General features: G+C 74.3%; 18 protein-coding genes, 1 tRNA gene and 1 pseudogene. 9 read left to right on the forward strand and 11 right to left on the reverse strand.

Annotated features, from left to right (window positions below; genetic code table 11):
- On the reverse strand, window positions 1-1097 hold a 1097-nt coding region (locus AB0L40_RS14025), incomplete at its 3' end, for a cyclic nucleotide-binding domain-containing protein (protein WP_364355255.1).
- Window positions 1098-1218: 121 nt separating this feature from the next.
- Here AB0L40_RS14025 and AB0L40_RS14030 point away from each other — a divergent pair.
- Window positions 1219-2394 carry an aminotransferase class I/II-fold pyridoxal phosphate-dependent enzyme gene (locus AB0L40_RS14030; RefSeq protein ID WP_364355258.1) on the forward strand — a complete coding sequence of 392 codons (1176 nt, stop codon included), beginning with the start codon at window positions 1219-1221 and terminating at the stop codon, window positions 2392-2394.
- Window positions 2395-2476: 82 nt separating this feature from the next.
- On the opposite strand, the gene AB0L40_RS14035 is transcribed toward AB0L40_RS14030, so the two are convergent.
- From AB0L40_RS14035 to AB0L40_RS14050, 4 genes are all read right to left on the reverse strand, one after another.
- A complete protein-coding gene (locus AB0L40_RS14035; RefSeq protein WP_364355261.1) occupies window positions 2477-3346 on the reverse strand; it encodes a DUF4272 domain-containing protein in 870 nt (289 codons plus the stop codon).
- A gap of 172 nt (window positions 3347-3518) precedes the next feature.
- Window positions 3519-3592 (reverse strand) — tRNA-Met (locus AB0L40_RS14040).
- The gene (locus AB0L40_RS14045) at window positions 3583-5130 is read right to left on the reverse strand and encodes a PH domain-containing protein (protein WP_364355264.1); all 1548 of its coding nucleotides are present in this window, start codon (window positions 5128-5130) and stop codon (window positions 3583-3585) included. Before AB0L40_RS14045 ends, AB0L40_RS14040 begins: the two co-directional genes overlap by 10 nt.
- Window positions 5120-5626, reverse strand: coding sequence for a PH domain-containing protein (locus AB0L40_RS14050; RefSeq protein ID WP_364355267.1), 507 nt, complete (start codon window positions 5624-5626; stop codon window positions 5120-5122). The genes AB0L40_RS14045 and AB0L40_RS14050 overlap by 11 nt, the downstream gene beginning before the upstream one ends.
- A gap of 52 nt (window positions 5627-5678) precedes the next feature.
- On the opposite strand from AB0L40_RS14050, the gene AB0L40_RS14055 reads away from it, so the two are divergent.
- The gene (locus tag AB0L40_RS14055) at window positions 5679-6611 is read left to right on the forward strand and encodes a hypothetical protein (RefSeq protein ID WP_364355270.1); all 933 of its coding nucleotides are present in this window, start codon (window positions 5679-5681) and stop codon (window positions 6609-6611) included.
- 76 nt (window positions 6612-6687) lie between these two features.
- Here AB0L40_RS14055 and AB0L40_RS14060 read toward each other — a convergent pair whose 3' ends face one another.
- The 3 genes from AB0L40_RS14060 to AB0L40_RS14070 form a co-directional block, all read right to left on the reverse strand.
- Complete coding sequence (locus AB0L40_RS14060) at window positions 6688-7362, reverse strand: ferritin-like domain-containing protein (protein ID WP_364355272.1); 675 nt, start codon at window positions 7360-7362, stop codon at window positions 6688-6690.
- Window positions 7363-7381: 19 nt separating this feature from the next.
- Complete coding sequence (locus tag AB0L40_RS14065; protein WP_364355275.1) at window positions 7382-8125, reverse strand: ferritin-like domain-containing protein; 744 nt, start codon at window positions 8123-8125, stop codon at window positions 7382-7384.
- Window positions 8126-8242: 117 nt separating this feature from the next.
- A complete protein-coding gene (locus AB0L40_RS14070; protein ID WP_364355278.1) occupies window positions 8243-9439 on the reverse strand; it encodes an asparaginase in 1197 nt (398 codons plus the stop codon).
- 125 nt (window positions 9440-9564) lie between these two features.
- On the opposite strand from AB0L40_RS14070, the gene AB0L40_RS14075 reads away from it, so the two are divergent.
- From AB0L40_RS14075 to speB, 7 genes and pseudogenes are all read left to right on the forward strand, one after another.
- On the forward strand, window positions 9565-9924 hold the full coding sequence (locus tag AB0L40_RS14075; protein ID WP_364355281.1) for a hypothetical protein: 360 nt from the start codon (window positions 9565-9567) through the stop codon (window positions 9922-9924).
- A gap of 35 nt (window positions 9925-9959) precedes the next feature.
- Window positions 9960-10607 (forward strand): MBL fold metallo-hydrolase, encoded by a 648-nt coding sequence (locus AB0L40_RS14080; protein ID WP_364355284.1) that lies wholly within the window; start codon window positions 9960-9962, stop codon window positions 10605-10607.
- Window positions 10607-11971, forward strand: a complete 1365-nt coding sequence (gene hisS / locus AB0L40_RS14085; RefSeq protein WP_364355287.1) for a histidine--tRNA ligase — start codon at window positions 10607-10609, stop codon at window positions 11969-11971. Before AB0L40_RS14080 ends, hisS begins: the two co-directional genes overlap by 1 nt.
- Window positions 11972-12046: 75 nt before the next feature.
- Complete coding sequence (locus AB0L40_RS14090) at window positions 12047-12724, forward strand: hypothetical protein (protein WP_364355290.1); 678 nt, start codon at window positions 12047-12049, stop codon at window positions 12722-12724.
- Window positions 12725-12753: 29 nt separating this feature from the next.
- Window positions 12754-12828: pseudogene (locus tag AB0L40_RS14095) on the forward strand (AbrB/MazE/SpoVT family DNA-binding domain-containing protein); the annotation flags it as partial.
- Window positions 12829-13030: 202 nt separating this feature from the next.
- Entirely contained in the window at window positions 13031-14974 is a 1944-nt protein-coding gene (gene aspS / locus AB0L40_RS14100) for an aspartate--tRNA ligase (protein ID WP_364355293.1), read from the forward strand.
- 584 nt (window positions 14975-15558) lie between these two features.
- Window positions 15559-16530: an agmatinase gene (gene speB, locus AB0L40_RS14105; protein WP_364355296.1), complete on the forward strand. Its 972-nt coding sequence runs from the start codon at window positions 15559-15561 to the stop codon at window positions 16528-16530.
- A gap of 210 nt (window positions 16531-16740) precedes the next feature.
- Here the strand turns inward: speB and AB0L40_RS14110 are convergent, their stop codons facing one another.
- From AB0L40_RS14110 to AB0L40_RS14120, 3 genes are all read right to left on the reverse strand, one after another.
- Window positions 16741-20334, reverse strand: coding sequence for an amidase family protein (locus tag AB0L40_RS14110; RefSeq protein ID WP_364355299.1), 3594 nt, complete (start codon window positions 20332-20334; stop codon window positions 16741-16743).
- A 459-nt stretch (window positions 20335-20793) separates the two neighbouring features.
- Window positions 20794-21426 carry a hypothetical protein gene (locus AB0L40_RS14115; RefSeq protein WP_364355302.1) on the reverse strand — a complete coding sequence of 211 codons (633 nt, stop codon included), beginning with the start codon at window positions 21424-21426 and terminating at the stop codon, window positions 20794-20796.
- 226 nt (window positions 21427-21652) lie between these two features.
- On the reverse strand, window positions 21653-22321 hold the full coding sequence (locus AB0L40_RS14120; protein ID WP_364355305.1) for a TetR/AcrR family transcriptional regulator: 669 nt from the start codon (window positions 22319-22321) through the stop codon (window positions 21653-21655).
- Between the last annotated feature and the right edge of the window lie 24 nt (window positions 22322-22345).

Genomic DNA, 22345 nt, shown 5'->3' on the forward strand with positions numbered 1-22345 from the left:
GTGCCGACGTTGAGCAGCGTGTTCGGGCTGGTCGGCTCCTCCGGCAGGCGGGAGTCGCTGATGATGCTGCCGCCGCCGACCATCGTGGTGGTCAGCTCGTTGAGCCGGCCGGTCAGCGAGTTCAGCTGGTTCTGCGAGTTGTTCCGCAGGCTGAGCAGGTTGCTCTCGGTGGAGCTGCCCTTGCGGGCCCCGGCCAGCTTCGCGTTGATCCCGGTGAGCGTCGTGGTCAGCTGCTTCACCTTGAGGTTCAGCGACTGGATCTGCTTGTCCAACTGGGCCCGAGCGGTCTCCTCCCGGTTGCGCAGGTATGCCTCGGCGAACGCGTGCGACCCGGCCTGGGCACCCGCGGGCGTCTCCGCCTTGAAGGTGATCACCAGGACCGTGGTGTTCGCCGGCACCTGCACCGACACCGAGCGGGCCAGCTCGATCGGGGACACGTCGGACCGCATCAGCGCGGCCGCCTTGGCGGCGACCGCGCCGGAGCCGACCAGCTGCGCCTCGGTGTCCAGGTTCACCGCGCCCTTGGTCCGGCCGCCCTGCGCGTTGGTGTCCTGGTCGACGGATTGCACGAGCACCGAGGCCGATGCCTCGTAGACCTTCGGCATGGTCTGGGCCAGGACCGCGCCGGCGCCGACGACGTCGTGGGCGGCGTGCTCGACCCGCTTGCCGTCGGCGTCGCGCAGGCGCTCCGCCAGGGTCCGCATCACGTAGAGCGCGGCGTCCGGCACGGTCGTGACGTAGGTGAGGAAGTCCGCGGGGGTGATCGCCAGGGCCTCCACGGCGTCGAGCGCCGTGATGGTGGCCGAGCGGACCTCGCCGTCGATGGCGGACTGCTCGCCGACCAGGTCGCCCGGGCCGCGGAGCGCGAGCATCACGTCGCGGCCCTCGGGGGTCACGCGCGTGAGCTTCACGTGGCCGGAGACGATCACGAAGACGCGGTCGCCGACCTGGCCGGTGTGGGCCAGCGCGCCACCGCGGGGGAAGCGCCGGGGCGTCGCGCGTCGCCGCAGCTCGCGGCGCTGCTCCTCCTGGAGCGCGTCGAGGAACGTGGCGCCGTGCGCTGGCGGGGATGATCGCGCTTGCGGAAGGGGGGCCACGGTCCGGGAGCGTACCGCGCAGACAGGCGTACGGACGCGTTTTCGGGGCAGGCGCGCACGTTCGGGACCCGGTCGGGACCGCGGACCGCGCCCGAGCTCCGCCGTCCGCCACCATGGGGTCGTGCGCGCCTCCACCCGCTCCGCCGTCCCGCCGTTCGCGGTGATGGAGATCCTGGACGCCGTCCAGCGTCGCCGCGACACCGGCGCCGAGGTGTTCTCGCTCTGCGCCGGCGAGCCCGGCGGGGGCGCCCCGACCGACGTCCGGGAGCGCGCCGCGGAGCTGCTCGCGCAGGACGTCCCGCTCGGCTACACCGGATCGCTGGGGCTGCCGTCCCTGCGGCGGGCGGTCGCCGACCACTACGGCCGCTGGTACGGGCTGGACGTCGATCCGGCGCGGGTCGCGATCACGACCGGGTCCTCCGGCGCGTTCGTCCTCGCGTTCCTCGCGGCGTTCGAGCCCGGCGACCGCGTCGCGCTGGCCCGCCCGGGGTATCCCGCCTACCGCAACATCCTCACGGCGCTCGGCTGCGAGGTCGTCGAGCTGCCCTGCGGCGCGGCCGAGCGCTACCAGCCCACTCCCGAGCGCCTGGACGAGGCGGTCCGCGAGCACGGGCCCCTCGCCGGCCTGGTGCTGGCGTCGCCCGCGAACCCGACGGGCACGATGGTGGACGACGCCGAGCTCTCCGCCCTGCACGCCTGGTGCGACGCGCACGACACCCGCCTGATCAGCGACGAGATCTACCACGGGATCGTGGCCGGCACCCGCGACCAGCACTGCGCCTGGGAGCACGGGTCGTCGTCGGTGATCGTCTCGTCGTTCTCGAAGTACTGGGGCATGACCGGCTGGCGGCTCGGCTGGGCGCTCCTGCCCGAGGACCTGACGGGCCCGGTCGACGCGCTCGCCGGCAACCTGGCGCTCTGCCCGCCGACGCTGGCCCAGCACGCGGCGCTGCAGGCGTTCACCGCCGGCTCGTACGCCGAGTGCGACGCCGCGGCCGCCCGCTACCGCGACCACCGCGCGCTCCTGCTGGGCCGGCTGCCGGCGCTGGGCTGGGGCGCGACCGCGCCGGCCGACGGCGCCTTCTACCTCTACGCCGACATCACCGAGCGGATCCGGGCGTCGGGCGACGCGGACGCGGTCGCCTGGTGCGCGCGGCTGCTGGCGGACACCGGCGTGGCCCTCACGCCGGGGACGGACTTCGACGCCGTCGACGGCGCGCAGTGGGTGCGCCTGTCCTACGCGACGGACACGGCGACGCTGGAGGCGGGGCTCGAGCGGCTCGCCGCCTGGGGGTGAGGGGGCCGGCGGGCGCCGTCGGGCGGACGGCATCGGGCCTGGTGGTGGCGGCGAGGGGGCGCGGGACCGCGGCCCAGTGCGGTCAGCGCGACCCGACGACCCGGACCCGGCCGTCGGTGTCGATCTCGATCTCGTCCCACGACTCCGTGCCGAGCAGCCACTCCAGCGCGCGGCGCCGCTCGGCGATCGCGCGCGGGACGACGTCGCGGGGCAGGGGACCGGTGGAGCCCCCGACCTCGTGTTCCTGCACCGCCCGGTGCGCGCAGGTGAGGACGTCGAGGCGGGCGAGCAGCTCGCCCTGGTCCCGGAGCGCGAGCTCCGTCGGCGCCCCGGCGGCCGCGGCGGGGCCCACGGGCGCGAAGACCTCCGGCGGCACGCGGCTGAACCCGGTCGGCAGCAGGTCGGGGAGCAGCCCGAGCGCCCAGCCGAGCGCGTGCAGGCCCTCGACGCGCCGGGCGATGCTGATCCGGTGCGACTGGATCTCGGCCTCCCGCTCGGGGTGCTGAATCAGCAGCGTGAGGAACTGCCGCTCGCCCGGGGTCAGCCACGGGCCGAGCCCGCGCTGCTTCAGCGACGTGGCGACGTCGAGCACCTTGGCGCCGTGCACGGCGTGGAGGACGCCCATCAGCGCCCGGACGCGGTCGACCGCGTCCTCGGCGGTGCGGCGCCGCCCGGCGTAGGCGTCGAGCACCGTCGGCACCCGCTCGGGCACGGGGGCGAGGCCGACGTGCGCGAGCTCGGCCAGGGACCGCCGGCGCACGGCCCGCGGGTCGAGCTCCTGCAGCGCGAGCTTGCGGTCGACGATCCGGGTCACGAGACCGTCGATCGTCGCCGCGTCGGCCACGTCGGCGTCGTCGATCGAGCCGCCGAGCAGGTCGGCCTGCTCCCGCAGGGCGGAGACGACGCCGTCGAGCGCATCCGGATCGTCAGGCCGCTCCCGCAGGCTGCTCACGGCGGCACAGTGCCCGAGGGCCGACTCGACCTCGCGGACGAGCCCGTCGGTGCCGGTTCGGCGTGTTCGGAGCCGCAACATCGCGCGACCGTAGCGCCGGGGGAGCGCCGCCACCAGCGGTGACGGACGTCCTGCAGAACGGCGAAAGGCCCGCTGTGCGGGCCTTTCGGGATGCCGGAGGAGGGACTTGAACCCCCGACACGCGGATTATGATTCCGCTGCTCTAACCGACTGAGCTACTCCGGCGGGGCCGCGGAGTCTAGCGAGCCTTTGCGACGGACGACGGGTGACGGGTTCCGGGACGTCCTGGAGGCCACGGTGCGCTGGAGGAGGTCGGCCACGCCGGCGTCCAGGTGCCGGACCGCGCCGTGGCGTCCGGTGGCCAGGACGACGTCGAACGTGGCCAGGTCCGCGCGCCGTTGGAAGGGCTGGTCGCGGACGTCCACGTGCTGCGCGCGGCGGGCCAGCGACAGCAGGGTCGTCCGGGCGAGGAGCTGGTGGCGGACGGCCAGCGTCTCGGGGCCCAGCGACCAGCCGGCGCCGCGGAAGCGGGCGTCGCCGAGGGCGAGCCCCAGGGGCGGGATGAGGATCGCCGCGAGGCTCCACGCGCCGGGCAGGGCGACCGCCGCGGCGACGGTCGGGACGACGGACAGCAGCACCGGGATCGTCCAGTAGCGCCGGCGGGCGCGGGGCGGGGGAGGCGTCAGCGGGCCGGCGGGCCAGGGGACCTCGGGCAGCATCCGCTCGAGCAGCGCCGGCAGGTCGCGGCGGTGGACGAGCGGGACGAGCGTCCGCGTGATCTCGTCGTCCCCGCGGTAGCCGGCGACCTCGACCTGCACGGTCGCGTAGCCGAGCGGCCGCCGCAGGAGGCCCTCGACGATCCGGACGCCGTGGATGCGGTCCAGCGGGATCGTGCCGGTGCGCTCGGTGATCAGGCCGCGGCGGACGCGCAGGCGCCGCTCGTCGCGGACCACCGTGAACTCGGCGAACGCCAGCACGGTGCCGACGACGGAGACGGCCGCGGCGAACAGGATCCCGACGACCACGAGCACGACGATCGTCATCGCGTCGGCGCCGGAGAGCTCGTCGCCGACGCGGTCGGTGACGCTGTCGGGCACGGCGTCGCCGAGCTGCGAGAAGAGGGACGCGACGAGGACGCCGACGAGGCCGAGCTGCGGGCCCGTGAGAGCGGCGATCACGAGCTGACGGCCGGTCGCGGCGTAGACCGGGGGCGGGCCGGGAGCCGGCGGGGCGAACGCCGGGCGGGGCTGCGTCGGGGCCTGCGGCTCGGGGGCGGTGGCGGTCCGCGCCGCGTGCCCGAGCGCCGCCCGCAGCCGCTCGGCCTCCTCGTACGTGAGGGCGTCGAGCTTCAGCTCCGCGTGCTTGCCGCCGCCGGCGGTCTGGACCTCGAGCGACACGAGGCCAAACGCCCGCTGGACCAGGCCGCGGCTGGTGTCGAGCGCCGAGATCCGCGACGCGGGGACGACGCGCTCGCGGCGGGCGAGGATGCCCGAGCGCAGCCGCAGACCGCCGTCGACGACGGCGTACTTCGTCACCCGCCACTCGGCGATCCGCAGCAGGATCACGAGCACGACGAGGACCACGCCGGCGGGCAGGGCCCATTCGCGGAGGCCGACGGCGAGTCCGATGAGCGCGGGGACGAGGCCGCGCAGGACGGCGACGGTCCGGGTCAGGACCCAGGCGGGGTGCAGGCGGCGCTCGTCCTCCGGTCTGAGGTCGGCGGCGCCGTCGTCGGACGGCGGCCCCTCGCCCTCAGAGGTCATCCGGCACCCGGGCGAGGACGGAGACCTGGCGGCGGATCCGCTCGGCCTCGTCGCGGTCCAGCGCCGGGATCGTCACCGAGCCCGCGGCGGTGTGGAGCTCGATCTCAGCGAGGCCCATCCGCGTGGACAGGGGACCGCGGTGCAGGTCGACGTGCTGGACGCGGACCATCGGCACGACGGTGCGGGTGACGATCACGAGGCCCTCGTGCAGGTCGACCTCCTCCTCGCCGATCGCGTACCACCAGATCCGCCGCCGGACGCGGGGGACGACGGCGATCACGGCCGCCGCCGCGAGCCACGCCGCGAGGACTCCGGCGGTCTGGATCCAGCTGGGGAGGTCGATGACGGCCAGCGCGACCGTCGCGACCAGCGCCGCCGGGACCAGGTACATCGCCAGCAGCGCCCGCCAGTACGGGACCGCGCGGGCCGAGAGCTGGCGACGGCCGTCGTCGCCGGGCAGCGGCGGACGGTCGGCCCCGGGGACGGGCGCGGACATGCGCCGGACCTTAGGCCGTAGCCCGGCGCGACGTGAGCTAGCGTCCGCCGCAATGCCCGGAGCCCCCGACCCGACGCCGCCCACCGCCGCCCCCGCCGGGCGGACGCTCGTCGCGGTCCCGAACGTCAGCGAGGGGCGGGACCCCGCGGCGATCGAGGCGATCGGGCGGGCCTACGCCGGCTCGGGCGCCGCGCGCGTCCTGGACGTCCACACCGACCCGGACCACCACCGCACGGTCCACACCCTCGCCGGCGCCCCAGGCACGCTCGCCGACGCGCTGGCCGCCGGCGCCGAGGAGGCGATCCGCCGGATCGACCTGCGCAGCCCGCGCGGCATCCACCCGCACGTCGGCGCGCTCGACGTCTGCCCGGTCGTCTTCCTCGACGAGCACCGGCGCGGCGCGGCGATCCTCGAGGCCCTCGCCGCGGGCGACGCGCTCGGCCGGCTCGGGCTGCCGGTGTTCCTCTACGGCGAGCTCGGCGACGGGCGGACGCGCGCGGACGTCCGCCGCGGCGGCGTCGCGGCACTGGCGGAGCGGATGGCGTCGGGCGAGCTGCGGGCGGACTTCGGGCCCGCCGTGCCGCACCCGACGGCCGGCGCGGTCCTCGTCGCCGCCCGGCCGCCGCTGCTCGCCTTCAACGTCGAGCTCGCGCCGCCGGCCACGGTCGAGCACGCCCGCGCGATCGCGGCCGCGGTGCGCGAGGGCGGCGCCGACGGCCTGCCGGGCGTCCGTGCGATCGGCCTGGGACTCGAGCACGCCGAGGGCCTCGCGGCCGGCGGCGCGGTCGTCGCCCAGGTCTCCTGCAACGTCGAGGACCACCGGGCGGTGCCGCTCGCCACGCTCGTCCGCGCGATCGCCCGGCACGCGCCGATCGCGGCCTGCGAGGTCGTCGGCCTGCCCCCGGCCGCGGCGTTCGACGACTTCCCCGAGCAGCTCCTCGTCCGCCACCGGCGGACGATCGAGGACGCGATCGCCGCCGGCTGACCGGCGGCGCCGCCCCGGCGGCCGGCCGCAGGCCACCGTCGGCCGCGGCCGACGATCCGCCTCGAGTGCGTCCCGCTCAGCCCTGCACGATGAACGGCTTGATCGCCGTCAGGACGTCGGCCTGCTTCGACGCCACGTCGAACGCCTGCGGGGACGGGTCCTTCTCGCGCAGCAGCCGGATGAGCGCCGCGTGGCGGCCCTCGACCTGGACGATCGAGCCGGCCGCGGCCTTGACCTCGGTGACGCTCAGCAGCGGCGCGGCGCCGTTGTAGGCGCTGACGCCGGTGTCCTCCAGCGTGTTGGCAGTCTTCAGGAACGTGTCCTGGCTGGCGTAGGACGCGGAGAAGTCGAACTTCGGGCGCTGCGCCTTCGTCCCGCCGAGCTGCTCGACCGTCTGGATCAGCGCGTCGACGTGGGCGTCCTCGTCCTTCTGGATCTGCGTGACGAGCTTCTTGACGTCGTCGCTGAGGCCCTGGACCTCCTTCAGGCCGCGCTCGTAGTAGGTGGACTCGAGGTACTCGAGGACGAGCGCGAAGTTCAGGACGATGATGTCCGTCTTCTCGTTGCCCTCGCTCGCGGCGTCGCTGCTCTGGGCGAACGCGGTGCGGACGGCGGGGGAGACGGCGGCGGCGCCGTAGACGCCGCCGGCGAGCAGGGCCGAGCGCAGCAGGAAGGTGCTGCGCGAGTGGCCCTCGACGCCGATGGCGGCGAGCTCGGCGGAGGTCTCGTCGGGCGTGGTGGTGCGGGTCATGGCGATGGCTCCGGTCGGCCTAGGCGAGGAAGGGCTGGATGCGCTTGAGGACCTGTTTCATGCTCAGCGGCGTGGCGAAGGCCCCGTCGGGGAGCGATCCGGACAGTCCGCCGTCGCCGACGAGCGGCAGCCCGGCGGCCTGGTTCAGCGCGGCGGCGTGGCGGGCCTCGACGGTGTGGATCGAGAGCGCGGCGGCGAGGATCTCCTCGTCCTTGATCCGCGGCGCCTGGCCGAGGTAGGCGGCGGCGCCGAGGTTCTCGACCGTGGCGGCGGTCTGGAGGATCTTGTCGGGGCCGGCGCCGAGCACGCTCTCGAAGTTCGTCTTCGGCTTGCCCGCGGGCTTGCCGAGCGACTTCGCGGTCTTCAGCAGCGCCTCGACGTGCTCCTGCTCCTGCTCGCCGAACTCCTTGGCGAGGTCGGCGATCTTCCGGTCCTTGATCACGCCGGAGGCGATCACCTGCGCGTAGAAGTCCGCCTCCAGGTACTCGAGCGTCAGCGCGTAGTTGACGATCTGCAGGTCGCCCTTGCCGGGGATCGCCGCGTTCTCCTTCGTGGCCGCCTTGTTCGGCAGGTCCTCAGGGGACGCGGACGTGGTGGCGTCCGAGGTGTCGGTCGTGTCGTCGTCGCCGCAGGCCGACAGCACGACGGCGAGCGCGCCCGCGCCGCCGAGGCCGAGCCCGCGCAGCAGGCTCCGGCGCGACGACTGGTCGTCGGGGTGGTCGGACGCGTCGACGGGACGCGGTGCTTCCAGGGATTCGGGCACGGAGGCCTCCTTCTGGGGGACCCGCGGCGCGTACCCCGCACCGTGACGGCCGACACGGTTCTGCGGGAGGACCTGACCCAGGGGGGAGACGTCCCCCTCGCAGGTGGGACGGCCTACTCAGCTGCGGTTGAGCGCCCCGCGCCGCGGCGCCGGCCGGCCGACCAGCGCGACCTCACCCGCGACCGTGCGCCGCATCAGCGCCCGGGTGCGCGCCGGGTCACCGCCCGTGACCGCCAGCGCCCACATGAGCTTGACCGTTGCGGTCGAGGTCAGGACGCCGGGCAGGAAGCCGATCCCCGACGCCGTCAGGGTCGGCAGCGACGGGTAGTACGAGCCCGCGGCGTCCGGAGCGGCGGCGACGGTGCCGGCGACGACGCCCCCGCGGGCGGTCACGTGCTCGGCCAGCCGCGACAGGGACGCGTCGTCGTCGCCCGTCGGACCGGTGGCGCACGGGTAGAGCTCGACGACGAGGCCCTGGAGCCCGCCGCCGTCGACCGCCATCTCGAGCGCGGCGACCGGCAGGCCGGGATGGACGCGCAGCTCCAGGACCCGCGGATCGAAGCGGGCGACGGTCGGATGCTCCGTCACGCCGATCGCGGCGCCGGCGCGCGTCGCGGCCCGCCCGTTGACCGGCACGGTCCCGTCGACCGCGCCGGCCGGACCCGACGGTCCGGCGACGGGGGCGGTCCCCAGCGGCTGGGGGAGCGGCCACGGCACCAGCCGCCGCAGCCGGCCGTGCTCGACGACCGCGACCGGACCGCCGTTGGGCGAGACGAACGCCCGGCCCGACGCCCGCTCCTTGCGCACGCGGGTCCCGAGGTGGACGAACGCGTCGCCGTCCGCGTCCCCGGCGAACACCAGGTAGACCCCGGCCGGCAGGGTCCGCAGGGCGATCAGCGCGGCGCGGACGTTGTTCGGCGCGTCGCTCTCGGGATGGTCCGGCGGCAGGTTGCTGCCGGTCAGGACGATCGGCATGCCGAGGTCGGCGAGCGCGAAGGACAGCGCCGCGGCGAGGTAGGCCATCGTGTCGGACCCGTGCAGGACGCAGATCGCGTCGACGCCGCGGGAGGCGAGCTTGCGGCACGACGCCGCGATCGCCTCCCAGTCGCCGGGTCGCGCCTCCTCGGAGTGCAGCTCCACCGGGCGCTCGATCGACAGCTGGTGGGCCCCGAAGGAGGCCAGCGGACCGCCCAGCCAGCCGGGCATCCCGCCGGCGTTGGGGCCCCGCACGAGCTTGACCACGTCGGCGTCGCCCGGGTTGGTCGAGCCGATCGTCCCTCCGGTCAGGACGAGGCCCAGGCGCGATCGCGACATCCGATCCAACATACGCGAGCCGCTCCGCCGGTCGGCCGGTGCCGGGCGCGGTGGGCGCTCGACGGGCGATCCGCGGCGACCGGCTCCGGGTGGCGGGCCCCGCACGTATACCCTGGACCGTTCAGATGGCCCGCAAGACCAAGCGCAAGACGAAGCACCGCGGCAACGCGGCCGGGATGATCGAGGTCCGCGGCGTCACGCACGCGCGGTCCGGTGGCGGTGGGTCGACGTCGCGCGGCGGCCGCAACGCCGATCCACGGCTGCGCGAGCCCTCGTGGCGCTCCGCGTTCATCCGCGCGCTGTTCGCGGCCGGCATCTTCGCCGTCGTGATGCTCGCGGTGCTGAAGGGGAGCCCCGCCGGCGTGCTCGTCACGACGGTGCTGCTGCTCGGCGTCTACACGCCGTTCGGCTTCTACTTCGACCGCTGGATGTACCGCCGCCGCCTGGCGCAGAACGCGGCCGCCGCCGCGAAGCCCAAGCGCTGAGCCGCCCGAACCCGCCCGCGAAGGGAAGGACCCCCATGGACGTCCGCATGTACACCGTCGGGATGATCCAGGAGAACTGCTTCCTGGTCAGCCGGAAGGGCGGCACCGAGGCCGTCATCGTCGATCCCGGCGACGACGCCCCGAAGCTGCTCGCCGCGATCGAGGAGCACGGCCTGACGCTCGTCGGGATCCTCATCACGCACACGCACTTCGACCACATCGGCGCGGTCGCGGACCTGCACGACGCCACGGGTGCCGAGGTCTGGTGCCCCGAGGGCGAGCTCGAGACGCTGCACGACCCCAACGCGGTGATGCGCTGGGAGGGCTTCGGCCCGTTCCGCGGCTACGACGCCGAGCATCCCGTGAAGGGCGGCGACGTGGTCTCGCTCGCCGGCTTCGACTTCCAGGTCGTCTCGACGCCCGGCCACAGCCCGGACCACGTCACCTACGCGCTGCCGGACGAGGGCGCGCTGTTCTCGGGCGACGTCCTCTTCCAGGGCTCGATCGGCCGCACCGACCTGCCGGGCGCCGACCACGCGACGCTGATGCGCTCGATCGCGACGCTGCTGGAGCGGTTCGACGACGCCACGACCGTCTGCCCGGGCCACATGGGCCCGACGACGCTCGGCCAGGAGCGGCGGACCAACCCGTTCATCCTCGACATGCTGCAGAACGGCGCCTGATGGCGGCTCCGAACGACGATCCGGGCACGTCGACGGCCGCCGCGAAGGGCGGCAGCGCCAAGCCCCGCGGGAAGGGCGGCGGCAAGGCGCAGAAGCTCGTCGCGCCGCGCGGCACCCACGACGTCCTGCCGGACGAGACCGCCCGCCGTCGGCGGATCGAGGATGTCGCGACCCTGGTGCTCGAAGGCGCCGGCTACCGCCGCATCGAGACCCCGATCTTCGAGGACACCGACCTCTTCGCTCGCGGCGTCGGCGGGTCGACCGACGTCGTGCAGAAGGAGATGTACACCTTCGAGGACCGCGGCGACCGCTCGCTGACGCTGCGTCCCGAGGGCACCGCCGGCGTCGTCCGGGCGTACCTCGAGCACGGCATGCACAAGCTGCCGCAGCCGGTGAAGCTCTGGTACTGGGGCCCGTTCTTCCGCTACGAGCGCGCCCAGAAGGGCCGCCAGCGGCAGTTCTGGCAGCTCGGCATCGAGTCGCTCGGCTCCGACGATCCGTCGGTCGACGCCGAAGGCATCGTCCTGCTGCACCGCATCCTCCAGGACCTCGGCGTCCCCGGCCTGCGGCTGCGGCTCGGGTCGCTCGGCACCCCCGCCGGCCGCGCGGGCTACCGCGAGACGCTCGTCGCCTACCTCCGCGAGCACGAGGACCGCCTGTCGGACGAGGTCCGCGAGCGCATCGACCTCAACCCGCTGCGCGCCTTCGACTCCGACCACCCGGGGACCACGGAGGTCATGCAGGGCGCGCCGCTGCTGCTCGACCACCTGCCCGCCGAGGACACCGAGCACTTCCACGAGGTCCGCGCGCTGCTCGACGGCGCCGGGGTGACCTACGAGGTCGACCCGACCCTCGTCCGCGGCCTGGACTACTACTCGCGCACGCTCTTCGAGTTCACCTCCGACGCGCTGGGCGCCCAGTCCGGCGTCGGCGGCGGCGGCCGCTACGACGGCCTCGCCGAGCTGATCGGCGGACCGGCGACGCCCGGCTTCGGCTGGGGCGCCGGCATCGAGCGGATCCTGCTGGCCCAGGCCGCCGGTCACCCGGACGATCCGGACCACCCGGAGCCCGGCCACGACGCCGAGCCGGAGGGCCTGAACGCCGCCGACCTCTACGTCGCCTGGACCGAGGGCCACCGCCGCGCGGCGTTCGACCTCGCCGACGCCGCCGCCCGCGAGGGCCTGGCCGTCCGCCTGGACCAGGCGCCGGGGCGGGGCCTGAAGGGCCAGATCCGTCGCGCGGAGCGTTCCGGAGCGCGTACGATCATCGTCGTGGACGACGAAGGCATCAGGGTCGACCGGGCTCCCGGCGGCAGGGCGAGCGGGCTGACGGTCGCGGACGCACTGGCGGCCGCGCGGGTCTAGGAGGGGATGGCGGGGCGTCGATGCGACCCGCTACGGTCCCCACGCAGCGAGCCGAAGTACCGGCTCCCGCACCATGTGGACCGCGCGATCGACCGCGAGGAAGGCTGGCGCGCCCTGCTGGCGGTGGCCGCGACGCGTAGCCAGAATCCGGTGCTGGTCCGGGAGCACGACGCCTCGCCACGGGAGTCGTTCGGTCGGGTCGCCGTCGAACCGGTGCGTTCGGGCGACCCGGATCGCCTGATCGTCAGCGTTGACGGCACCGAGCAGTTCGCGGCCGAATGGAGCGACCTCGCGGGCGGGTGGCTCGAAACGTTGGACGGCGCCGACTACTTCTGGCTCGACCTCGACTTCGGGTGGGGCGTCGTCATGATCGGCGACGAGGTCCTGGGGCACAGGGACGCACCCCCGGCCGCGAGGTCCTGGACCGCGAGGCCGCGTTCCCTCGATGCGGAGGATGCGATCTCGCTGCTCGCCCACATCGCCGCCTCGCCGTCGTCGTCCCCCGTCTCGGTGACCTGGAGAGCGCGACAACGGCAAGGGCGTCTCTCGATCGACGACGACCTGTTCACGGTGACGATCAGGCTCGACGACCGGGTTCTCCTGCGGCGCTCCCGTTCGATGATGCACCGGGGGTGGGCGGACCTCCTCTCCGACGGCCGCCGGGCGCTGCGGTTCGACACCGGAGCACCGTGCGGCCCCCACAGCGGACAGCTGCTCACGGTCGTCTGGGGGACGCCCGAGTCGCTCACGTGAGGTCAGAAACCGTGGGGCATGCTGCGGACATGACGAGCCGGGTCGGACCGGAGGGTCAGATCGTCGTCCCGAAGGCGATCCGCGATCGCCTCGGCATCGCGCCCGGCGACGACGTCGTGGTCGAAGCGTTCGAGGGCGCCGCCAGGATCCGTCGCCTCCGGAAGGCGGACGAACTCCTCGGACTCTTGGGGCCCCCGTCGATTTCGAGGACCCCGCCGACGAACGACGTCACGAGCGGGCGCGGGACGGCCGGCGGCGCCCTGGCTGAACGACCCGTCGCGACGCCCGCCGGTACCCTCGGGCGTCATGCCTGCACCGGAGCCCGCCGCGTCGACCGAATCGTCTGCCGGCACGAAGAACGAGCGCATCGCCGCCCTGGTCCGCGACACCGTCGGTGCCGCTCCCGTTCACGCCAACCGCTACCGGTCGACCTGGGCCGGCCTGCTCGACGAGGACACCGTCGGCCAGGAGCCCCGCGTCGCCGGGTGGGTCCACCGCCGTCGCGACCACGGCGGGCTGATCTTCGTCGACCTGCGCGACCGCTCCGGCCTGCTGCAGGTCGTCTTCGATCCCGACACCTGCGGCCCCGAGATCTTCGCCGCGGCCGAGCGCCTGCGCTCCGAGCACGTGATCTCCGTCGCCGGCGAGCTCACCCGCCGCGGCCACGAGCACGTCAACCCGAAGATGGCGACGGGCGCCGTCGAGCTGCGCGCGTCGTCGCTTGACGTCCTGGCCGAGGCCGAGACGCCGCCGTTCCCGGTGGACGAGGACGGCCCGGTCGACGAGCTGCTGCGCCTGCAGCACCGCGTGATCGACCTCCGCCGCGAGCGCACCCGCGACGCGCTGCTGCTGCGCTCGCGCATCGTCCGCGCGATCCGCGACGCGATGGAGGACGAGGGCTTCCTCGACATCGAGACCCCGTACCTGACGCGCTCGACGCCGGAGGGCGCCCGCGACTTCCTCGTCCCCTCGCGCCTGCAGGCCGGCTCGTTCTACGCGCTGCCGCAGTCCCCGCAGCTCTTCAAGCAGCTGTTCATGGTCGCCGGCCTGGACCGCTACTACCAGGTGGTCCGCTGCTTCCGCGACGAGGACCTGCGCGCGGACCGCCAGCCGGAGTTCACCCAGCTGGACGCCGAGCTCTCCTTCGTCGACGAGGACGACGTCATCGCGATCTTCGAGCGCGTGATGTCCCGCGCGTTCGTCGCCGGCGGGCTCGACCTGCCCGAGCCCGCGTGGGAGCGCATGCCCTACGACGAGGCCGTCCTGCGCTACGGCAACGACCGCCCCGACCGGCGCTTCGGCCTCGAGATCCAGGAGCTCTCCGAGGCGCTGTCGACGACCGAGTTCAAGGTCTTCGCCGGCACCCTCGCCTCGGGCGGCGTCGTCCGCGGCATCAACGCCGGCGGCCTGACCGTCCCGCGCAAGCAGCTCGACGAGCTAACCGACATCGCGAAGAAGGCCGGCGCCGGCGGCCTCGTCTGGGGCTTCGTCGAGCCCGACGGCTCGTGGCGCTCGCCGATCGCGAAGTTCCTCACGCCCGAGGAGATCGAGGCGATCAAGACGACGCTCTCCGCGTCGCCCGGCGACCTGCTGCTGATCGTCGCCGACCAGGCCCCCGTCGCCGCGAACGTGCTCGGCGTCCTGCGCCTGGAGCTCGCCGATCGCTTCGCCTTGCGCGAGGACCGCAACGACGTCGTCTGGATCGTCGACTTCCCGATGTTCGAGGGCACCGCCGGCGACGGCACGAACCTCGGCGGCGGCCGCTGGGACGCCGTGCACCACCCGTTCACGCAGCCGTGCGCGCCCGGCGGCGCCCCGGTCTCGGCCGCGGACCTCGCCCCGGGCGGCACGTTCAACAACGACGAGACCACGCCGGGCGACCTGCACTCCCGCGCCTACGACCTCGTCGTCAACGGCTGGGAGGTCGGCGGCGGCTCGATCCGCGTCAACCGTCCCGACCAGCAGCGCGCGATCCTCGACCTGCTCGGGTTCTCCGCCGAGGAGGCCGACGAGCAGTTCGGGTTCCTGCTCGACGCCCTGAAGTCCGGCGCCCCACCCCACGGCGGCATCGCCTTCGGCGTCGACCGGCTGGCCGCCCTGTGCGCCGGCCGCGACTCGCTGCGCGACGTCATCGCCTTCCCGAAGACCTCCTCGGGCGGCGACCCGCTCACGGGCGCACCGGCGCCGGTCGACACGAAGCAGCTCGGCGACCTCGGGCTGCGCTCGACGATCGCCCTGCCGCAGGGCTGAGCCGGTCCGCGGGGACCGTCGCAGCCTGACCGGGTCGCGACGGAGCTCCGTGAGCCCGTCGGGCGACGTCGCATCGGGTTCGGTACCCGCTGGGTACGGAAGTCGACGACCGCCGACCGGGATGGCCGGCCGGGGTGACCGCGCATCGAGTTCGGTACCTCCTGGGTACGGAAGTCGACGACCGCCGACCGGGATGGCCGGCCGGGGTGACCGCGCATCGAGTTCGGTACCTCCTGGGTACCGAAGTCGCCGACCGCCGACCGGCGCTGGTTGGCCTGGCAGCCGCCCATCGAGTTCGGTACCTCCTGGGTACCGAAGTCGACGACGACCGCCGGCCGGCGCTGATGGGCCTGGCAGCCGCGCATCGGCTTCGGTACCTCCTGGGTACGGAACTCATCGCCCGCCGCCCGCCCGTCACCCGCCGCCCGCCGCCCGCCCATCGTCCCGCCGCCGCGAACGGGTCGTCCGTCGCACGACCCGAGCGCGCGACAGGCTGACCGTCGTCGGCGGCCGGGGCGGCTGCGACGATCGGTCCTCGGCGTCCCGCCCCGCGGGCACGCACCCGATCCGACCGAGGAGCCTCGATGATCGACCCCCTCTCCCGCTGGGCCCAGTACGGCGAGAAGCCCGACTACGCGGGGCTCCTGAGCTTCTCCGGCATGCCCTACACGGAGGATCCGGCCGAGCTCGCCGGGGTCGACGTGGCGATCGTCGGCGCGCCGACGGACGACCTCGTGTCGGACCGTCCGGGCGCGCGCTTCGGGCCGCGGGCGATCCGCGCGGCCAGCTGCCCGCCCGGCCCGCACCTCGAGGTCGGCGTCGACGCGTTCGCCGAGCTCGAGGTCGTCGACTTCGGCGACGCGCCGATCCTGCCGGCCGACCCGGCGCGCTCGCACGCCGCGATCGAGGCCACCGTCGGCCAGGTGCTGGCCGCCGGCGCGCTGCCGGTGATCCTCGGCGGCGACCACTCGATCGCCGAGCCCGACATCCGCGCCTGCGCCGCCAAGCACGGTCCCGTCGGCCTGATCCACTTCGACACGCACACGGACACGGGCAAGGAGGTCTTCGGAGTCGAGGTCTCCCACGGCACCCCGATGTACCGCCTCGTCGAGTCCGGGCACGTCGACGCCTCGCGCTACGTCCAGGTCGGCCTGCGCGGCTACTGGCCCGGCCAGGAGGAGTTCGACTGGCAGCGCGAGCGCGGCATCACGTCGCTGTTCATGCACGAGATCCGCGACCGCGGCATCAGGGCCGTGATCGCCGACGCCCTGGCCGCCGTGGGGGACGGTCCCGTCTTCCTCTCCGTCGACGTCGACGTGCTCGACCCGGCCTTCGCGCCCGGCACCGGCACGCCCGAGCCCGGCGGGATGACGTCCGCCGACCTCCTCTGGGCCTGCCGCACCGTCGCCGCCGGCGTCGACCTCGTCGGCATGGACGTCGTCGAGGTCCTCCCCGAGCGCGTCGGCTCCCGCGACGTCACGGCGCTGGTCGCCGAGCGCGTCGTGCGCGAGACCCTCACCGGCGTGGCGATGCGCCGGCGGGCCGCGGGGTCCTGACCCCGAGGGCGCCGGGTCCGGCGGATCGACCGGCGACTCCGTGCCCCGCCGGATCGACCGCGGACCGGCCCCTCCGGACCTCGGGGGCCCGCCACGGACCCCGTCCCCGGAACGACCGCGGGGCCCCGAAGGGCCCCGCGCACCGCAGGTCGGCCGGGCGCCGCCGGCATCCGTCAGGCGCCTCCCGCACGCGCCGGGACCGTCGGGACCTCAGCCCTTCTTCGGGGCCCGCACCGCGACCTTCGCGGTCGACGTCCGCAGCGTGCCCTTGGCGTCGCGGGCCTTCAGCGTCACCGTCGCGGAGAGGCTCCCGCGCCGCACGAGCCGCGCGTAGCCCGTCTTCGACAGCGAGAGCGTGATCGACACGGTCCTGCCCGCCGTGATCGAGAACGTCCTGGACGCGAGCGTCGTGGACCCGGAGCGCAGCGCGATCGTGCCCTTGCACCGCTTCGAGCCCTTCGTCACCCCGCAGCGGACGCGGACCGTGACCTTGCGCCTCGTGGTCGCCCGCACCGCGTTGTGCGAGATCACCGGCTTGAAGACCGCGACCGTCGGGGCGGGCTTCGCCGGCGTCGTCGGCGCCGGCGCGGGTGCCGGCGTCGTCGGGGTCGCCGGGAACGTCGGCGTCGTCGGCTCGGCCGGCGTCGTCGGCGTGACCGGGTCGGGGTCGAGCGGGTCGAACGCGAACACGAGGTTCCGGTCGCCGGGGTTGCACTTCTCGTTCGTGGTGAACGTGCTGCCCGTGACGCACCGGAACATGCTCGGGTTCGTCACGCTCGGGGCCTTGCGGACCTTCGTCGCCTGCTCGAAGGCGTAGCCGTCGGCCAGGAGCCGCGCCTCGCCGTAGGCCGGCCCGATGAACGTGACGCTCTGCGGGTTGCCACCCGAGGAGCCCGTGCCGTAGCCGGCGGGGACCGTCAGCACCGGGTAGCCGGCCCGGTCGGCGACGTTGACCAGCGCGTTGCCGCTCGGCACCACGATCACGTCGTAGTCGTCCGTCGTCGCCGGGGTCCCGTTGGTCAGGATCCCGTCGATCACGGCGGCGCTGGCCGCCTTGCCGGCGTCGCGGTTGGTCTCGTACGTCGCCTTCGTCGCCGGGTCCGTCAGGTCGACGGCCTGGGCCGTGGTCAGCTCCTCCTGCTGGAACTTCAGGCCCTCGGCCTCGTGGTCGTCGTTGTAGTCGATGATCTCCTGGAGCGACTTGGCGCCCGTGCCGGTGGTCCCGGCCAGGTAGGCGTTCAGGTCGCGCTTGAGCTCGGAGCGCGCGATGCTCGGCGTGCTCGGCGCGGTGAACGTCTTCGCGTCCGTGGTCGCGCCGAGGCCCTGCAGCGTCGTCAGGACGCCCGGGAACGGGACCGTGGTGCTCGCCACGTACGCCAGCCTGCGGCCGCTGAGCGCCGTCGGCGTCAGGCCCGCGAGGTAGTTCGGGACCGCCGGAGCGCCGGTGGTCGCCGGATCGCCGGGATCCGTGCCGGCGATCGCCTGCAGCTGCATCGCCGCGTCGTAGACCGACTGCGTGATCGGACCGGGGGAGTCCTGGGACGTCGCCGTCGGCAGGATGCCCGTGCGGCCGACGCGACCCACCGTCGGCTTGAGTGCCACCACCCCGGCGAGGCCCGCCGGCGCGATCATCTGCGACGTGTCCGTCGACGTCTCCGTGCCGACGGTCATCGCCGCCAGACCCGTGGACGTCGCCGCCGCCGCACCCGCGGACGAGCCGCCGACGTTGTTGTCCGTGTCGACCGGCAGGAGCACCTGGCCGCCGAGCGACGAGTAGCCCTCGGGCATGTCGCCGTCGAAGACGCCGCCGAGCTCCGAGACGTTCGTCTTGCCGAGGATGATCGCCCCGGCCGCCTTGAGCTTCGCGACGAGCGCCGCGTCGTCCGTGGCCTTCGAGTCCTGCAGGGCGATGGAGCCGCCGGTCGTCGTCATCCCGTCGACGTCGATGACGTCCGAGAGGAGGATCGGCAGGCCCTCGAGGCGCCGGCGCTGACCGCCCGCACGAGCCTCGTCGGACGCCTTCGCCTCGGCGATCGCGTCCGGGTTCAGGGCGCGCACGGCCTGGATGGCGGGGCCCTCGGCGTTCACGCGGGCGATCCGCGCGAGGTAGGCGCGGGTCAGCGTCTCCGACGAGATCCGCTTGGCGTTCAGCCGGTTCATGAGGCTCTGCGCCGTCTCGGTCTCGAGCGAGAAGCCCAGGTCCGGGACGTCGCCGGCCGCGGCCATGGCCTCGTCGTAGTCGGGGTTGCACGCGCCGCGGTCGGCGTACGGAGGCGCCGGCACGGTCTTCGCGCAGCGGTACATGCTCGGGTTGACCTCGGACACCGGCTCGCGCAGCTGCGTGCCCTGCTCGATGGCGAAGGCGACGCCGATCAGGTCGCGCTCCGAGTAGGCGTCGCCGTGGATGTTGAGGCTCAGGGCCCGGCGGGCCGTGTCGCTGTAGCCCATCGGGATCGTCAGCTGCGGGTAGCCGGCGCGGGCCCCGTTGCCGCCGACGCTGCCCACGACCGCGATGACGTCGTCGCTCGGGTCGTCGGTCCCGTTGTCCAGCGTCGACTCGATCTGCTCGTGCGTGAGCCGCTTGCCCTCGACGAGGCCGGTGCGGTACGCCACCGACGCGGCCGAGTCGTCCGAGATGTCGATGGCCTCCGACGCGGTGTGGGTGCTGTTGCCGAACTTCAGCGCCTGGGCGGCCTCCTCCTGGTTCGTCGCGATCTCCTCCGCGAGCGACTTGATCGGGGCGTTCGCGCCGAGGTGCTGGTAGTAGTGCGTGATGTCGCGCTTGGCCTCGTAGTTGAGGCTGAAGCCCGACGGGATCGGGGCGCTGAGCGGCTTCGCCGCGCGCTCGACCAGGATGGCTCCGGCGTCCTCGAGGGCGTCGAGCGCCAGGTCCAGCGTGCTGCCCTCGGTCCGCGTGCCGTTCCAGCCGACCCGCTTGCCGTCGACGAAGTCCAGGTCGAGCGCCGAGAGGTAGTCCGGGACGTCGGCGGGGACCGGCGGGATGACGTCCTCGTCGTCGACGCCGGGACCCCAGATGCCGGTGTAGTAGTCCGCGTTCTCCGCGTCGTAACCGGCGATCGACTGCAGCGTCATCGCGGCGTTCTCGACGGTCCGGTCCATCGGTCCTGCGGTGTCCTGGGCGGCCGAGATCGGGCCGATGCCGACGCCGGGGACGAGCCCGACCGTCGGGCGCAGGCCGACGAGTCCGTTGGCCGCGGACGGGGAGATGATCGAGCCCGAGGTCTCGGTGCCGATCGTCAGCGCCGACATCGCCGCCGCGCCGGCCGCGCCGGAGCCCGACGACGAGCCGCTCGGGCCCTGGTCGGCGTCGACGGCGTTGATGACCTGGCCGGTGAGGTTGGAGAAGCCGGAGTGCTGGCTGCCGAAGAAGTTGGCGAACTCCGACAGCCCGAGCTTGCCGAGGATGACCACGCCGCGTTCGCGCAGGTGCTTGACGAGCCCGGCGTCCTTCTCCGGGTACGAGTTGCGCAGCGAGTAGTTGCCGTTCGACGTGTACATGCCCTTCACGTCGATGAGGTCCTTCATGAGGATCGGCAGGCCGTCGGTCGGGCCGAGCAGCGCGCCGGCCTTGCGGCGGACGTCCGACGCCGCGGCCTCGCGCATCGCGTCCTTGTTGAACTGCGTCACGGCGTTCAGGCCGGGGCCGCGCTTGTTCAGCGCGGTGATCCGGTCGATGTAGGCCTGGGTCAGCTCGACCGAGGTCAGCGTCCCCGCCTCCATCATCTGCTCCGCCTGCGGGGCGGTCAGGGTCTCGAGGTCGAGGGTCGGTGCGGCCGAGGCCACCGGGGTGACCGTCCCGGCGGCGAGGCCGGAGACGATGAGGGCGAGGGCGACGTGACGTCGCCTCCGAGGACGTGAGGGTGACAAGGGGCGCTCCGTGAGGGTCGTGGGCATCGCCGGCCGGACCCCGAGGCCGCCGCGCGGACGCGGGGGCGCACGGCGGGACCGACGCCGGACGAACGGCGGCAACGCTAGGCGGGGAGCGCCGACGCGCCACTGTCCGCGGGTCCAATGGCGCGCAGGCGCTCAACATGGCGCAAAAGCGGGTATACGGCGCTTCTGCACATAGGTGGACTCCGTCGCGCCTGCGGGGACGGCGCTGTGCCCGGTGCGAAGCCGGCGGCGGTTGGATCCACAAGACCATAAACGGGATGCAATGGAGGGATCTCACATGGCCGCGGCGGCCGGACCGCGGCGGACGGCGTCCTCAGTCGCCCCGCCGGATGTGGGGGCGGCGCCCGATCATGGGGCCGGTGCGGCCGTTGCACCGGTCGTGGCCGTCCCCGCCGCCCCCGCTCCCGTGGCTGTGGTGTCGGTCCGCGCGCCCGGTCCGTTCTCCGCCGGCGGCAGGCCCAGCGCCTTCGCGATCCGGGTCGCGGGCGGGGTCAGCTTCGGGGCCCGGGCCGACAGCGCCAGCGCGGCGTCGCGGGCAGCCTCCGGGTCGTCGTTCGCCGCGGCGTCGCCGATCCGCACCAGGTCGCCGTCGAGCTCGCGGGCGATGCGCGTCAGCCGGTCGAAGTCCGGCACGAGCTCCTCGGGCGGCTCGAGCGCCGCCAGCTCGTCGATGCCGGCGCGGAACTGCTTCTCGACGCCGCGCACGTCGGCGGCGACCTGGGCGTTGGTCTTCCCGTCGGCGGTGTTCAGGACGACGCCGATGCGTGCGGTGACGACGTTGAGCTCCTTGCGCTGGCGGTCGTATGCGCCCTTGAAGACCTCGATCCTCGACGGCCCGTCGCCGCCACCGCCGCACGCGAGGAGTCCGGAGGCGGAGAGCGCGACGGCGGCCGCCAGGGCCGTGCGGCGGACGGCGTGGGGCCGGCGAGAAGGGGCGAGGGAGCTGCGGCGGAGCCCGCCGGCGGGCGTGGGGAGGGGCATGCCCGCCAACGTAGGACGGGCGTCCCGCGGTCGCATCGGGGGACTCCCCGGATCGAGGCGGTGGGCGTCGGGCGGAAGCCGGGCGCCGGGCGTGTCGCCCGGCCGCGCCGGCCCGTGCGGACTCAAACGCATGGTCGATCCGTCGGGAAGGGACGTGGCCGTGATTCCCGAAGTCCTGTCGAGGAATGGTCGACCACGTCCCGTCACACCAGGACGACCATCGGTGTCAGGCGTCGTCCGGCAGCCCGGCGAGCGCCCGGATGCCCGGGTAGAAGAGCGCGGTGATCCAGTCGACGAGCTCCTCCGGCGGCACGTCGCGGTTGGCCCGCCACCAGTAGGCCAGTCCTTCGAACGCCCCGTTCAGCGCGTGGGCGAGCGCCTCGATCCGCCACTCGTCGAGCTCGACGCCGAGGCCCTCGACGGTCTCGCGCGTCAGCACGGTCAGCAGCGCGCTCTGCTGGGCGCGGATCGCGAGGATCGGCTCGGCGCCGGGCTCCGGTCCGGCGGTCAGCAACAGGTCCCAGCCGCCCCGCTCCTCGGCGACGAAGCGCAGGAACGCGACCGCCCCGGCGCGCATCCGCCGCTCGGGATCGCTCTCGGACGTCGCGGCGGTCGCGACGACCTCTGCCAGCGCCCGGCCGGCCCGCTCGACGCAGCGCAGGTACAGCGACTCCTTGCTGCCGACGAGGTCGTAGACGACGGGCTTCGAGACGCCCGCCCGCGACGCGAGCTCGTCCATCGACGCGCCCTGGTAGCCCCGCTCCGCGAACAGCGACTCGGCGAGCCCGAGCACCTGCTGCTCGCGCACGGCGCGCGGGACGCGGCCGTGCGGGAAGTCGGCGACCACGGGCTCCGGGACGGGAGCGGGGTCGGAGGGCGGCTCGGGAGTGGGCATGCGGCCCGCCAATCATCGGGCATC

The sequence above is a fragment of the Patulibacter sp. NPDC049589 genome (genome assembly GCF_040675535.1).
Taxonomy (GTDB): domain Bacteria; phylum Actinomycetota; class Thermoleophilia; order Solirubrobacterales; family Solirubrobacteraceae; genus Patulibacter.

Bases quoted from the DNA above. Each gene is read 5' to 3' on its own strand.
- hisS (WP_364355287.1), top strand. From the start codon at position 10,607: ATGGCGGCTCCGAACGACGATCCGGGCACGTCGACGGCCGCCGCGAAG.
- AB0L40_RS14050 (WP_364355267.1), bottom strand. From the start codon at position 5,626: ATGTCCGCGCCCGTCCCCGGGGCCGACCGTCCGCCGCTGCCCGGCGAC.
- AB0L40_RS14115 (WP_364355302.1), bottom strand. From the start codon at position 21,426: ATGCCCCTCCCCACGCCCGCCGGCGGGCTCCGCCGCAGCTCCCTCGCC.
- AB0L40_RS14055 (WP_364355270.1), top strand. From the start codon at position 5,679: ATGCCCGGAGCCCCCGACCCGACGCCGCCCACCGCCGCCCCCGCCGGG.
- aspS (WP_364355293.1), top strand. From the start codon at position 13,031: ATGCCTGCACCGGAGCCCGCCGCGTCGACCGAATCGTCTGCCGGCACG.
- AB0L40_RS14060 (WP_364355272.1), bottom strand. From the start codon at position 7,362: ATGACCCGCACCACCACGCCCGACGAGACCTCCGCCGAGCTCGCCGCC.
- speB (WP_364355296.1), top strand. From the start codon at position 15,559: ATGATCGACCCCCTCTCCCGCTGGGCCCAGTACGGCGAGAAGCCCGAC.
- AB0L40_RS14070 (WP_364355278.1), bottom strand. From the start codon at position 9,439: ATGTCGCGATCGCGCCTGGGCCTCGTCCTGACCGGAGGGACGATCGGC.
- AB0L40_RS14080 (WP_364355284.1), top strand. From the start codon at position 9,960: ATGGACGTCCGCATGTACACCGTCGGGATGATCCAGGAGAACTGCTTC.
- AB0L40_RS14120 (WP_364355305.1), bottom strand. From the start codon at position 22,321: ATGCCCACTCCCGAGCCGCCCTCCGACCCCGCTCCCGTCCCGGAGCCC.
- AB0L40_RS14045 (WP_364355264.1), bottom strand. From the start codon at position 5,130: ATGACCTCTGAGGGCGAGGGGCCGCCGTCCGACGACGGCGCCGCCGAC.
- AB0L40_RS14075 (WP_364355281.1), top strand. From the start codon at position 9,565: ATGGCCCGCAAGACCAAGCGCAAGACGAAGCACCGCGGCAACGCGGCC.